The following is a 12,615-nucleotide window of genomic DNA, read 5'->3' as shown; positions in this document are numbered from 1 at the left end:
AGGAATGAAGGCGTCAGGAAAAAGCGGGAACGTCCCGGCGCAGATCGCCGGTTCCGCGGGCGAAGGTCAGGGTGATGGCCCCGTTCACCTCCTCCGCACCGGCAGTCCCCGCAGCCGGTTCGACCATCAGGCCGGCATCGGCCAGCGCGGTTTCGAACAGTCCGGTCTGGTCGCCCGGCAGCGCGAAACGGACGGTCGCCATGACGTCGGAGAACAGCGTGTGGTCGACGATCCAGCCGCCGGCAGCCCCCAGCGCGTCGGCGACCGCGGTCAGAGCCGCATTGCGCTCCATGGCCACCACCGCTTCGTATTTCAAAAAGCCCCGCATCGCATGCCCTCCGGTTCCGCCGCCTTCCGACATCCGAGCCGTTGACGGTCGCTCAGTGTAGTGGATGACTGTCCGGCGCGTAAGGTCACGCGCCCTCTCCGCCGGTGCATCCGGCACATTGCGAGCCACCATGCCCCGCCCCACCGTCGCGACCAGCCTGTCGGCCAAGCTTCTGCTGCTCACCATCCTGTTCGTGCTGCTGGCGGAGGTGCTGATCTACGCCCCCTCCATCGCGCGCTTCCGGATGAGCTACCTGGAAGAGCGGCTGGCCGCCGCCCACATCGCGGCGCTGTCGGTGGAGGCCGCCCCCGACCTGATGGTGACGAAGGAATTGCAGGCCAAGCTGCTGGCCTACACCGGCACCCACGTCATCGACCTGATCCAGCCGGGTGCCCGCGTCTACATGCTGTCGCGTCCGATGCCGCCGCAGGCCGATGCGGTGTACGACCTGCGCGGCACCGGCATGGGCATGCAGTTCGTCGATGCCGGCAACGCCCTGTGGCTCGCCCTGGAAGGCGCCCTGGGGGAAGCGCTGGGGGGAGCCGTCGGGCTGCAGCGCAACCGGGTGATCCGGGTGATCGACCGGTCTCCCAACGACCCGGCTCAGCGCGTCGAGGTGACGATGGACGAGCAGCCGCTGATCGATGCCATGCTCGACTTCTCCCGCCGTATCCTGGCGGTGTCGGTCGCCATCTCGCTGATCGCGGCGATCCTGGTCTATGTCACGCTGCATGCCCTGCTGGTGCGGCCGATGCGGCGCCTGACCGCCGAGGTCGTCGCCTTCCGCCGCGATCCCGACGGCGCCCCGCCGCTGGTGCCCGGCACCCGCGCCGACGAGATCGGCGTGGCGGAGCGCGAGTTGGCCGCCATGCAGGGCACGGTGCGCGCCGCCCTGCGCCAACGCGAGCGGCTCGCCACGCTGGGCACCGCGGTGGCGAAGATCAACCACGACCTGCGCGGCATCCTGTCCACCGCCTCCCTCCTGTCGGAGCGGCTGACCGAGAGCGCCGATCCCGAGGTGCGGCGGGTGACGCCGCGGCTGGTCGCCTCGCTGGACCGGGCGGTGGAACTGTGCAGCCAGACCCTGTCCTTCACCCGCGACGGCGTCCTGCCGCTTTCTCCCGCCCGGACGGATCTGCGCCGGCTGGTGGAGGAGGTCGGGGCCGAGGTTCTCGCCACCGCCCGCCCCGACGGCGGCCGGGTGGAGGCGGACTGGGTCAACGAGGTTCCCACCGGCACGCTGGCGCAGGTCGATGCCGCCCAGCTTGGCCGCGCTCTGGTCAATCTCGGCCGCAACGCGGTGCAGGCCGGCGCCGACCGGGTGCGCATCTCCATCCAGGCCGAACCGGCAAGCCGGCTGACCCTGACCGTCGCGGACAACGGTCCCGGACTTGCGCCGCGGGCACGGGAGAACCTGTTCCAGCCCTTCGCCGGATCGGCGCGGGCCGGCGGAGTGGGCCTTGGCCTCGCCATCGCGCGGGAGGTGCTGCGCGCCCATGGCGGTGAGTTGCGGCTGGTGGAAAGCGACGCCGCCGGAACCGCCTTCGCCCTTGACATACCGCAATGCAATGCGGACACCGGTGCTGTAGCCGTTGCAGCGCACAAGTCGTTTGTGTCGCATTGATTCTGCCGGGTTCGTCCCGCAGAATTCCTTCAAAGCCGAAGCGTTCGCGAGCAGCCCGGCGGGGCGGGAGGCGGGCGCTTCCCCACCGCCAACGCCTTGTTCTGAAAGGACTCCGCGACGTGAAAGCCTTCTCCTTCTGGATCAACCCCATCCTCGCCGGCATCATGGCTTTCGTCGGGCTGCTCGCCTCCTCGCGCGCGGCGGACGAAGCCTTCGCGGCCGGCGGCCTGATCGTTTTCCTCGGCTGCGTGCTCTTCATCTTCGCGTCGATCGGCCGCTATTTCGACCGTCTGGGCTCCGCCCACTGACGGTCGCGCCAGGCGACCGGTAACGCGAAGGCCGGGTGAACCAAACCACCCGGGGGGCAGGCGCCCAACGATGCGGGTGCCACATGACATGCTCTATGACATGGGCAACAACGGCGAACCCCAACGCCTTCGCGACCATCGATGTCCTGCGCCGCCGTCCCGTCATGGACCTGACGGCGGCGCTTCCCTTACTCCCCGACGCCGCGCACAATCGTCGATCTCGGCTGCGGAGCCGGACAGTTGTCCCGGCTGCTGTTCCTGGTGGCGCAGGTGTGAAGACGCTGTCGTCGGCCCGTCACTCGACCAGCCGGATCTCCGTCGTCGCGACGCCGGAGGCCCCAACCGCCACCGCGTAATCGTCGAAGCCCGGCGGACCGAAGCTGCCGCGGGCGGAGCGGCTGAACCCGTGCGGTTCGGCCGGGATGCCGAACAGGCCGGTGGCCATCTCCCCATTGTTGTCGAGATCCTGGAAGGCGATCAGCCCATAGCGCCCCGCCGGCAGGTCGGGGAACACCACCTGCACCTCGGTCCCCAGCGCCGCGGCGAAATAGCCGGCGCGCGGCGCCTTCGCCTTCTGCGCCTCAGCGCTGTCGAACAGCGCGACCATCACCTTGCCCTGGTTGGGCTTGACGTTGCGGACGGTCGCGCGGAGTTCCCCGGCCGAGGCCGATCCCACGGCAGCCAGCGCCAGCAGCGTCACCGGGACGATCACCCTTGTGGACCAACGCGCGAACCGTCGCCGTGCCGTCATTCCCCGTTCTCCCCTGGCGGCACCCGACCGGCCGGGTGCTTCGCGGTACAGTACGCGACCATGACGACCGCAGATCAGCCCGTCCCTTAAACGCCCTCTCCGCGGAACGGCCGGGACAGCAGCCCGTCGATGGTCTCGTCCAGCCCGGCGCCACGGTTCAAGATGGCATCGACGGCGGCACAGATCGGCATGTCGACACCCAGCTTCCCGGCCAGCCCGACCACCGCAGCGGCGGTATAGACGCCCTCCGCCACCGAGCGGCGCACCGCCAGGATCTCGGACAGCGCCTTGCCCTCGCCCAGCGCCGCCCCCAGCGACATGTTGCGCGACTGCAGGCTGGAGCAGGTCAGCGTCAGGTCGCCCAGCCCCGACAGCCCCATCAACGTCTCGGCCCGGCCGCCGAGCGCCAGCGCCAGCCGGGTGATCTCCGCCAGCCCGCGCGTGATCAGCGCCGCCCGCGCATTGTCGCCCAGCCGCCGCCCCTCGACCACGCCACAGGCGATGGCCAACACATTCTTCACCGCCCCGCCGATCTGCGAGCCGACGACATCGTCCGAGCGGTAGGGCCGGAAGGTGCGGCTGCCCAGCGCCGCGACCAACGCCGTGCCCAGGTCTTCGTCGGCACAGGCCAGCGTCACCGCGGTCGGCAGCCCGCGCGCCACCTCCGCCGCAAAGGTCGGGCCGGACAGGATCGCCACCGGATTGCCGGCCGGCAGCGATGCCGCCACCGCCTCGCTCATCAGCGCATGGCTGTCCAGCTCGATCCCCTTGGCGCAGACGACGACCGGCGCCCCCGGCTTCAGAATTGGCGCCATCCGCGCGGTGACGCTGCGCGCATGCTGAGCCGGCGACACCAGCAGCACCGCATCGCAGCTGCCCAGATCGGCCAGCTCGCCGGTGACCCGCAGCGCATCGGGCAGTGGCACGCCGGGGAGATAATCGCGGTTCTCGCGGCGGATGCTCATCGCCTCCACCACCGCCGGCTCGCGCGCCCACAGCAGCGTCTCGCGCCCGGCCCGCAGCGCCGCCAGCGCCAGCGCCGTGCCCCAGGCGCCGCCACCGACGACGCCGATGCGGTTGAGGGGGGAGATGGGCAAGGCACTCATGGCAGATCACTCACGCGTGAAAAAACAGAGGGGTATGCGCACACTCGTCACGCCTTCACCCCCGCCCCCACGCCTGCACGCCCGATCACCGGCGCGGCGTTCGGGTCCAGCGGCCAGCGCGGACGGGGGGCGAAGTTCAGCGGGTCGCTCTCGCCCATGCGGAAGCGCTCGATCCCGGCCCAGGCGATCATCGCCGCATTGTCGGTGCACAGGCGCAGCGGCGGGGCGACGAACGGCATGCGATGCGTCTCCGCCAGCGTCGACAGCCGGCTGCGGATCGCCCTGTTGGCCGCCACGCCGCCGGCGACCACCAGGGCGCCGCCCTGCGGATGGTCCTCCTTGAAGCGGCGGATGGCGCGGGCGCAACGGTCGGCCAGCACCTCCGCCACCGTCGCCTGGAAGGCGGCGGCGAGGTCGTCGCGATCCGCATCCGACAGGATGCCGCCCGACAGGACGCCCAACTCCTCCACATGCCGCCGCACCGCGGTCTTCAGCCCGGAGAAGGAAAAGTCGCAGCCCGGACGCCCCAGCATCGGCCGCGGCAACTCGAAGCGCGCCGGGTTGGTGGCCCGCGCCGCCGCCTTTTCCACCAGCGGCCCGCCGGGATAGCCCAGCCCCAGCAGCTTGGCGGTCTTGTCGAACGCCTCGCCGACCGCATCGTCGATGGTGGTGCCGAGCCGGCGGTAGCGCCCCACCCCCTCGACCGCCAGAAGCTGGCAATGTCCGCCCGAGACCAGCAGCAGCAGGTAGGGAAAGGCGACATTGTCGGTCAGCCGCGCGGTCAGCGCGTGGCCTTCCAGATGGTTCACCGCGACGAAGGGCAGCCCGCGCGCCGCGGCGATGGCTTTGGCGGTCATCACGCCGACGATGACGCCACCGATCAGCCCCGGCCCGCCGGTGGCCGCCACCGCATCCAGATCGCCAAAGCCGATCCCGGCCTCGCTCATGGCGCGGCGGATCAGCCCGTCCAGATGTTCCAGATGGGCGCGGGCGGCGATTTCCGGGACGACGCCGCCATAGGGCGTGTGGTCGTCCAGTTGCGACAGCACAACGTCGGCGCGGATTTCGCGCGCGTCGGTGACGACGGCAGCGGCCGTCTCGTCGCAGCTCGTTTCGATTCCAAGAACGATCATGGCGCCAAATTAGCCGCCTTGGCGGTCCGGGTACAGGATGGAGTTGCGGGCTGCCGCGCCTGACATTTGATCCGCAAATTTGATCCGCCTCAATCTTACGTATGGAGGGCAGACGAATCCTTGCAAAGCTGCGCGGATCCCCTAGAACACGCCCTATGACGACCCACCCGCTCCGTATCGGGACGCGCGGCAGCCCGCTGGCGCTGGCGCAGGCCCATGAAACCCGCGACCGCCTGATCGCAGCCCATCCGCATCTCGCCGCGCCCGGCGCCATCGAGATCGTCGTCTTCAAGACCACCGGCGACCGCATCCTCGACCGCACCCTGGCGGAGGCGGGCGGCAAGGGCCTGTTCACCAAGGAACTGGAGGAGGCGCTGTTCGACGGCCGCGCCGACCTTGCCGTCCATTCGATGAAGGACGTGCCCACCCAGCTTCCCGACGGGCTGGAGATCGCCACCCTGCTGCCGCGCGAGGATCCGCGCGACGCCTTCTTCTCCCGCACCGGCGGCGGTCTTGCCGATCTGCCGGCCGGCGCCGTGGTCGGCACCGCCGGCCTGCGCCGTCAGGCCCAGGTTCTGGAACTGCGCCCCGACCTGAAGATCTTCCCGCTGCGCGGCAACGTGCAGACCCGCCTGTCCAAGCTGGACGCCGGCGAGGTCGACGCCACCCTGCTGGCGCTGGCCGGCCTGCGCCGCCTCGGCCTGACCGACCGCATCACCGCGGTGCTGGAACCGGAAACCATGCTGCCGGCGGTGGCCCAGGGCGCCATCGGCATCGAGATCCGCAGCGACGACGGCGCCACCCGCGCGCTGCTGGCTCCGCTGAACTGTGATGAGACCATGGTCCGCGTCACGGCGGAGCGCGCCCTGCTGGCCGCGCTGGACGGCTCCTGCCGCACGCCCATCGCCGCGCTGGCGGTGCTTGACGGCGGCGAACTGCATCTGCGCGCCAAAGTGCTGTCGCATGACGGGAGCATCATCTTCCGGACCGAACGCCGCGGCCGGTCGGCCGATGCCGAGTCGCTCGGCGGCGATGCCGGCGCCGAGATCCGGGCGCAGCTGCCGCCCGATTTCTTCGTCGCCTCCCCCCACTGATCCCTCGCTCCGGTCAGGTTTTCCGCATGACGGAAAAGCAGCCCGAACCGCCTCGCCGGCAGCCTCGTACGCGCCTGCTGGTGACCCGCCCGGCGGAGGATGCCGAGCCTCTGGTCCGCCGGCTGGAAGCACTCGGCCATGCGGCGGCGGTGGAGCCGATGCTGTCGATGGTCTGGTTCGACGGGCCGGAACCCGACCTTTCGGACGTACAAGCGTTGCTGTTCACCAGCGCAAACGGCGTACGCGCATACGCCAAACGTACGAGCCGGCGTGACCGTCCGGTGCAGGCCGTCGGAGACGCCACGGCGCGGGCGGCCAGGGCGGCCGGCTTCGCGGATGTGGACAGCGCGTCGGGCGACGTGTACGCGCTGGCCGAGCGCGTGCGGGCGATGCGCGATCCAGCCGCGGGGGCCCTGCTGCATGTGGCGGGAAGCAAGGTGGCGGGCGACCTTGCCGGCCTGCTGGCGGCGGACGGGTTCACGCTGCGCCGCAGCGTGATGTACGACGCCGTACCCGCACTAACCCTCTCGGACGATACCGCGACATTTTTGCGTACGTCCGCACTCGACGGCGTGTTGTTTTTCTCTCCCCGTACCGCTGCATCCTTTGTTAGGCTGCTGGCCGAGGCGGGGCTGGTCGATTGTTGTCGTACGGTCGATGCGTTCTGCCTCAGCCCCGCGGTCGCGGAGGCTGCCCGTGCGTACGGCGAACAGGGAGCGATGCCGTGGCGAAGCGTACGGGTGGCGGCTCGACCGGAGCAGGACTCGCTGCTCGATCTGTTGCCGGTCGCCGGATAACCCCGGCGCGGTCCGGCCGTACGGCTTACGCCTCCGGTGCTTCCGGATGGTCGGGTCAGCCGTACGGGGGACGAGGGGGACCGGTCAGGGGGCTGTGACGTTACAACGAACAACAGCGAACCGAAGGTACAGCCCATGACCTCTCGTCCAGGCTCCGAACGCCCCGGCACCGACCGTGACGGCGACGGCGCCAACACCGGCAATGCGGCGGTCGACCGCATCGTCGAACGTTTCGGCGGCATCCGCCCGATGGCCCACAAGCTGGACACCCCGGTGACGACGGTCCAGGGCTGGAAGAAGCGCGGCGCCATCCCGCTGGCCCGCCATGCCGACCTGCGTGCCGCCGCCGCCAAGCACCGCATCAAGCTGGACGACGCCGACCTGGACGCGGCAACCCCCAGCGAGGACCGTCCGACGGATGCCTCCGCAGCCGCCGTCACCATCCCGCCCGTTACCACAATCGACGTGGTTCCGGTGGTCGAGCCGATCCCGGCCGCCTCCCCGGCCGACACCATTCCCAGCACCATTTCCGACGCCGACACCCCGGCCCCCAGCGCGACCGCCGGTGCGGTGACCGAGCTGCAATCCGCCGACGCCCTGATCCCGCCGGCCACGCCCATCGGCGCCACCGACAGCCTGGGCGACCTGCCGAAGAGCGACGCGGAGAAGGCCGAGAACGCGAAGACGGATTCCATCAAGTCGGACGGGGCGAAGACGACCTCTTCGACCACCAGCTGGACGCCCTCCGGCACCACCGGCAGCGCGGGCTACAGCCGCAGCGCCGATGCCGAGCCGGTGCGTCCGACCATCGCCCCGACCCCGTCCTATATCGAGGAGCCACGCTCCGGCGGCGGTTTCGCCACCGCCCTGTCGGTCGTGGCCCTGCTCGTCGGTGCCGCTGCCCTGTCGGAGCCCTGGTGGGGTCCGGCCCTGCCCGGCTGGCCGACGTCCCCGCCGCCCGCCGCTTCCGGCAGCGCGCCCGCACCGGCCGATCCGGCGCTGCGTTCGCAGATCCAGCAGCTGGCCGACCGCGTCGGCAAGCTGGAGCAGCGCCCGGCCGCAGCCGCCGGCAACGGCAATGCAAGCGTCGACGTCTCCGCGCTGACCCAGCGGATCGACGCGCTGGAGAAGCGCCCGGCCGCCACCCCCGATACCGGCGTCGCCGATGCCCAGAAGGCGCTGGCCGACCGCCTCGCCGCCCTGGAGCAGAAGGTCACAGCCTCCTCCGGCAACGCCCAGGCCGCGCAGGAGCTGCGTGGCGAGATCGATGCGCTCAAGCAGCAGGTCACCAGCGTCAACCAGGCCGTCAGCGAGCGGCAGGATGCCGCCACCGCCGCCCAGGCGCTGGTGCTGGCCGCCGGGCAGCTGCGCGCCTCGCTGTCGGGCGGGCAGCCGTTCCAGCAGGACCTCCAGGCCGTCCGTGCGCTCAACATCGCCGATGCCGGCGTGACCCAGCCGCTCGACGCCGTGGCGCCCTATGCCGCCAAGGGCATCCCGACCCGCGCCCAGCTGACCGACCGTTTCCAGCCGCTGGCCGGCGAGATCGTCCGCGCCGAAATCCGCGGCGAGGGCAACAGCTGGATCGACTCGGCGGTCGGCAAGCTGTCCACCCTGGTCACCGTGCGCCGTGAGGGCGGCGGGGTGGTCGGCACCACCGCCGACGCCGTCGTAGCCCGTGCCGAGGCCGCTCTCTCCGCCGGCAATCTGGCCAAGGCGGTGGAAGAGCTGTCGACCCTCCAGGGTCCGGCCGCCCAGACCGCCGCGCCGTGGCTGGCCGACGCCAAGGCGCGTGTGGCAGCCGATCAGGCCGCCCGCCAGTTGAACGACCGCGCCATCGCCCTGATGACCACCGCCGCCGGCGGAAAGGGGACGGCCCAATGATCCGCGCCCTCTGGTTCCTTCTCAAGGTCGCGGTGGTCATCGCCGCCGCGATCTGGCTCGCCGACCGTCCCGGCACCGTCAGCGTCCATTGGCTGGGCTACGCCGTCGAGGCGCCCTTCTGGGTTGCCCTGCTGGTCACGCTGGTGGCGCTGGGCATCGCGGCGCTGGGCTACCGTCTGCTCCGCGGCATGATCCGTACGCCGCAACGCATCCGCCGCCACAGCCGGGCCCGCCGCCGCGAACGCGGCTACCGCGCCCTGACCCAGGGCATGGTCGCCATCGCCGCCGGCGACGCGCCGACCGCGCGCAAGATGGCGCGCAAGGCCGACGGGCTGCTGAACGAGCCGCCGCTGACCATGCTGCTGTCGGCCCAGGCCGCCCAGCTGCAGGGCGACGAGCGCGCCGCCCGTCAGTATTTCGAAGCGATGCTGGAGCGGCCGGAAACCGCCTTCCTCGGCATGCGCGGGCTGCTGACCCAGGCGATCAAGTCGGGCGACCGGGTGGAGGCGCTGAACCTCGCCCGCAAGGCGCGCGGGCTCCAGCCCAACACGCCCTGGCTGCTCAGCACCCTCTATGACCTGGAGGCGCAGGCCGGGGACTGGGCTGCCGCCGAAGGCACCCTGCAGCAGGCGATCCAGTCCGGCGCCATCCCGACCGAGGAGGGCCGCCGCCACCGCGCCGTCCTGCTGCTGGAGCGCAGCTTCGAGGCGGAGCGCCGCGGCCGGGCCGACGCCGCCCTGTCGCACGCCCAGGCGGCGCACGACATGATGCCCGGCTTCGCCCCCGCCGCCGTGCGTCTGGCCCGTCTCCAGGTCGCCGCCGACCGGTTGAAGCCGGCCGCCAAGGTGGTCGAGCGGGCGTGGCGCCACGCGCCGCACCCGGAACTGGCCGACATCTACAGGACCATCGTTTCCAGCTATGACGCGCTGACCCGCGTGCGTCTGTTCCAGAAGCTGGTGCGTCAGGCCCCCGATTCGGCCGAATCGCATCTCGCCGTCGCCCAGGCCGCCATCGAGGCCCAGCTGTGGGGCGAGGCGCGCCAGCACCTGAACCGTGCCATGGAGATCGGCCCGACCCGCCGCACCTATCGCCTGATGGCCGAGCTGGACCGCGGCGAGCGTCATGACGAGGAGGCTGCGAAGGACTGGCTGGCCCAGGCCGCCGCCGCGCCCGAGGATCCTGTGTGGACCTGCGGCTCCTGCGGGGCGGTCAGCCACAACTGGGGTGGCCTGTGCGGCCATTGCGGCGCCTTCGACAGCCTGACCTGGAAGACCCCGACGGTGGCCGTCCCTGTGATGGAACCGACCGACATCCCCCCAGCGCTGGCCCGTCCGGCAACCGCGTAAGGGATCGTTGCACAGCACGGAAAAAAGCGCCCTTCCCCACCGGGAAGGGCGCTTTTTCTTTAAGGGACAGTCGCAGGCATCAACGGTCTCCCGTCCACTGCGCCTGCGATCTCCCCATTGGGCGTTGCAGCCCTACCGCATCCCCTCCGGCCCGACGCGGTCCAGCGGCAGTTCCTTCATCGCCAGCAGCCGGTCCAGCAGGCGCCCCCCGGCCGGCGCAGACGCTGCCCTGGCGGCACCGGCGATGCCGGCGGTCTCGGCAACGGGCGCTGCACTCTCCAGCCTGGTGTTGTCGATGCGGTACTCGCCGCCCGACAGGCTGTTGACGAGCTGATCCTTTGGCGACGGGCCGGCCACGACATTACCGTCGGCGACATTGCCGTGCATCCGCCCGGCCTGTCCGGCGCTGGGCACCCATTCCAGCCGCAGGAAGCGGTCCTTGCCGTCATTCATCACCGTGATGTTGTCGGCCACCCGGTTGTTGTCGCCGCCGTGCAGGAAGATCGCCGCCATCCCGGTGTTCTCCAGCAGGTTGCCCTGCACCGTCACGCCGCTGGTCATGTCGTCCAGATAGATGCCGAAGCCCTTGTAGCGGGCCAGCCAGCGCCCCTGCGCATCGGTGGCGAGGCCACCGGTGTCGCGGATGTCGTTGAAGCGGACGAAGCTGCGGGTGTCGTTGCCGCTGCGGCCCAACATCTCGATGGCGCCGGCGTCGGCGGTCTGCCGCGAGGTGTCGCGGATGCGGTTGAACTCGATGGTGTTGTCGCTGTTCACCGTCTGCGGGTTCCAGTTCTTGATCGAGATGCCGTAGCGGGCCGACCGCCGGATGTCGTTGTGGGCGATCAGCGTGTTGCGGATGCCGGCGCCCATCACGCCGCCGCTGAAGAAGCGCACCTCACCGATGTCGCTGATGCGGTTGGCCAGGATGCGGTTGTCGCTGCTGCCCGGCGCCAGCACCACGCCGGACCGGCCGAGATGCTCCATCCGGTTGCCCGACACCTCGGTCCGGCTGGCACCGTCCAGCATCACCGCCGTGCCGACCAGGGCGAAGCGGTTGCCGGCGACCCTGGCCCCGCTGCCGCCCTTCACCACCACCGCATTGCCGTCCCACGGTACGTCGGTGAAGGTCAGCCCCTCGACCGACACGTTGCGGGCATTGTCCAGCCGCAGCAGCACCGGCTGCCGCGCCACCACGAGGTCCGCCCCCGCGGCGTTCAGCCCGGTCGGCGGCCTGACCAGCAGGCGCTTCGTCCTGGCGTCCCAGGCGAACTCGCCCGGCCGCGTCAGGAAGTCGGGATGGCCGAGCAGCCGCACGGTCGAGCCGTCGCGGTACGGATACTGCCCGTCGCCGTCGAAGCTTAGCAGCCCGCCGGGATCGGCCGACACCACCCCCAGCAGGTCGTCGGACAGCCGTTCGCGGTCCAGCGCCTGCGCCCGCACCCCCGGCCCGGCCCAGCCGGCCTTCAGCACGCCGGAGGGCAGCCGCATCTGCCGCTTGCTCCCCTGGCTCTTGGGATCGGACTGCACCGCCTTGGCCGGGAACCAGCCGCTGCGCGGATCGCCGGGAGTGAAATCGCCGCTGCGCGCCGCATCCAGGCGCAACCTTTCACCGGGGCCGCCGATGGACACGTCCAGCGCCGGATCGCGCGCCAGCGGCGCCGACAGCACGCCGTTGGCCGTCTGCGCGCCGCCGACCGTCTCGCCCCCCGACAGCACCGGCTGCTCGCCGTCCACCGCGGCCAGCCGCAGCCCCGGCAGCGATGCATCGACCACCAGCGGTGCCGTCAGCCGATAGGTGCCGCCATGCAGCCGCACGGTCGCCGGGCCGCTTCCCTTGGCGGCGGCCAGCGCACGGGCCGGTGTGGCGAACGGACCGTCGCGCCCGTCGGCCGACGGCTGCGAGAGTCGTCCCGACCAGCGGTCGTTGCCGGTGGGCGAGACGTAGAAGGTCGTTTCCGCCGCCATGGCCGGCCCCCATCCGGCGGCAGTCAGCAGAAACGCAGACGTCAGCAAAACCCGAGGCAGGATTTGGGCCGCTCCACTCCGAAGACGAGTTTGGGAACGGAACATGGGAGAACCTCCTCCAAGACAGCGGCAGATGCCGCCGAAGGGGGGAGACTGACCCAGGCCAACGGCACCGGCAAAAGCGCGAAGGGGGTGTGCGGGTGCGAAGGGGCCACGCCCTCTGCACACCTGCCCGACCGGGACGGGACGTATAGGCTGGCTTTTCATCCTAGCCTGACCGGC

At 71.1% G+C, this 12,615-nt stretch carries 11 protein-coding genes; 6 read left to right on the top strand and 5 right to left on the bottom strand.

Annotated elements, in window-relative coordinates; genetic code table 11:
• Window positions 1–13: 13 nt before the first annotated feature.
• A complete protein-coding gene (locus tag GBZ48_RS11105; RefSeq protein WP_174471098.1) occupies window positions 14–328 on the bottom strand; it encodes a hypothetical protein in 315 nt (104 codons plus the stop codon).
• A 130-nt stretch (window positions 329–458) separates the two neighbouring features.
• Between GBZ48_RS11105 and GBZ48_RS11100 the strand changes: the two genes are divergently transcribed.
• Window positions 459–1,952: a sensor histidine kinase gene (locus GBZ48_RS11100; RefSeq protein ID WP_174471097.1), complete on the top strand. Its 1,494-nt coding sequence runs from the start codon at window positions 459–461 to the stop codon at window positions 1,950–1,952.
• A gap of 119 nt (window positions 1,953–2,071) precedes the next feature.
• The gene (locus GBZ48_RS11095) at window positions 2,072–2,260 is read left to right on the top strand and encodes a hypothetical protein (protein ID WP_174471096.1); all 189 of its coding nucleotides are present in this window, start codon (window positions 2,072–2,074) and stop codon (window positions 2,258–2,260) included.
• 295 nt (window positions 2,261–2,555) lie between these two features.
• Here GBZ48_RS11095 and GBZ48_RS11090 read toward each other — a convergent pair whose 3' ends face one another.
• The 3 genes from GBZ48_RS11090 to tsaD form a co-directional block, all read right to left on the bottom strand.
• Window positions 2,556–3,011, bottom strand: a complete 456-nt coding sequence (locus GBZ48_RS11090) for a DUF2141 domain-containing protein (RefSeq protein WP_174471095.1) — start codon at window positions 3,009–3,011, stop codon at window positions 2,556–2,558.
• An 86-nt stretch (window positions 3,012–3,097) separates the two neighbouring features.
• Window positions 3,098–4,117, bottom strand: a complete 1,020-nt coding sequence (locus GBZ48_RS11085; protein WP_174471094.1) for an NAD(P)H-dependent glycerol-3-phosphate dehydrogenase — start codon at window positions 4,115–4,117, stop codon at window positions 3,098–3,100.
• 47 nt (window positions 4,118–4,164) lie between these two features.
• On the bottom strand, window positions 4,165–5,250 hold the full coding sequence (gene tsaD, locus GBZ48_RS11080; RefSeq protein WP_174471093.1) for a tRNA (adenosine(37)-N6)-threonylcarbamoyltransferase complex transferase subunit TsaD: 1,086 nt from the start codon (window positions 5,248–5,250) through the stop codon (window positions 4,165–4,167).
• Between the two features lie 155 nt (window positions 5,251–5,405).
• Here tsaD and hemC point away from each other — a divergent pair, with 155 nt between their 5' ends.
• The 4 genes from hemC (at window position 5,406) to GBZ48_RS11060 (ending at window position 10,368) form a co-directional block, all read left to right on the top strand.
• Complete coding sequence (hemC, locus tag GBZ48_RS11075; RefSeq protein ID WP_174471092.1) at window positions 5,406–6,344, top strand: hydroxymethylbilane synthase; 939 nt, start codon at window positions 5,406–5,408, stop codon at window positions 6,342–6,344.
• Between the two features lie 26 nt (window positions 6,345–6,370).
• Window positions 6,371–7,141 carry a uroporphyrinogen-III synthase gene (locus GBZ48_RS11070; protein WP_174471091.1) on the top strand — a complete coding sequence of 257 codons (771 nt, stop codon included), beginning with the start codon at window positions 6,371–6,373 and terminating at the stop codon, window positions 7,139–7,141.
• Between the two features lie 135 nt (window positions 7,142–7,276).
• Entirely contained in the window at window positions 7,277–9,022 is a 1,746-nt protein-coding gene (locus GBZ48_RS11065) for a mitofilin family membrane protein (RefSeq protein WP_174471090.1), read from the top strand.
• A complete protein-coding gene (locus tag GBZ48_RS11060; protein ID WP_174471089.1) occupies window positions 9,019–10,368 on the top strand; it encodes a heme biosynthesis protein HemY in 1,350 nt (449 codons plus the stop codon). Before GBZ48_RS11065 ends, GBZ48_RS11060 begins: the two co-directional genes overlap by 4 nt.
• A 132-nt stretch (window positions 10,369–10,500) precedes the next feature.
• Here the strand turns inward: GBZ48_RS11060 and GBZ48_RS11055 are convergent, their stop codons facing one another.
• Entirely contained in the window at window positions 10,501–12,333 is a 1,833-nt protein-coding gene (locus GBZ48_RS11055; protein ID WP_246307124.1) for a right-handed parallel beta-helix repeat-containing protein, read from the bottom strand.
• Window positions 12,334–12,615 lie beyond the last annotated feature (282 nt).

The sequence above is a fragment of the Azospirillum melinis genome (genome assembly GCF_013340935.1).
Classification (GTDB): Bacteria; Pseudomonadota; Alphaproteobacteria; order Azospirillales; family Azospirillaceae; genus Azospirillum; species Azospirillum melinis.
This window is presented reverse-complemented; position numbering and strand designations above follow the sequence as displayed.

What these genes read in the sequence shown, in the direction of transcription:
- GBZ48_RS11055 (WP_246307124.1), bottom strand. Translation starts at nt 12,333, where the DNA reads ATGGCGGCGGAAACGACCTTCTACGTCTCGCCCACCGGCAACGACCGC.
- GBZ48_RS11060 (WP_174471089.1), top strand. Translation starts at nt 9,019, where the DNA reads ATGATCCGCGCCCTCTGGTTCCTTCTCAAGGTCGCGGTGGTCATCGCC.
- GBZ48_RS11070 (WP_174471091.1), top strand. Translation starts at nt 6,371, where the DNA reads ATGACGGAAAAGCAGCCCGAACCGCCTCGCCGGCAGCCTCGTACGCGC.
- GBZ48_RS11100 (WP_174471097.1), top strand. Translation starts at nt 459, where the DNA reads ATGCCCCGCCCCACCGTCGCGACCAGCCTGTCGGCCAAGCTTCTGCTG.
- tsaD (WP_174471093.1), bottom strand. Translation starts at nt 5,250, where the DNA reads ATGATCGTTCTTGGAATCGAAACGAGCTGCGACGAGACGGCCGCTGCC.
- GBZ48_RS11085 (WP_174471094.1), bottom strand. Translation starts at nt 4,117, where the DNA reads ATGAGTGCCTTGCCCATCTCCCCCCTCAACCGCATCGGCGTCGTCGGT.
- GBZ48_RS11105 (WP_174471098.1), bottom strand. Translation starts at nt 328, where the DNA reads ATGCGGGGCTTTTTGAAATACGAAGCGGTGGTGGCCATGGAGCGCAAT.
- hemC (WP_174471092.1), top strand. Translation starts at nt 5,406, where the DNA reads ATGACGACCCACCCGCTCCGTATCGGGACGCGCGGCAGCCCGCTGGCG.
- GBZ48_RS11090 (WP_174471095.1), bottom strand. Translation starts at nt 3,011, where the DNA reads ATGACGGCACGGCGACGGTTCGCGCGTTGGTCCACAAGGGTGATCGTC.
- GBZ48_RS11065 (WP_174471090.1), top strand. Translation starts at nt 7,277, where the DNA reads ATGACCTCTCGTCCAGGCTCCGAACGCCCCGGCACCGACCGTGACGGC.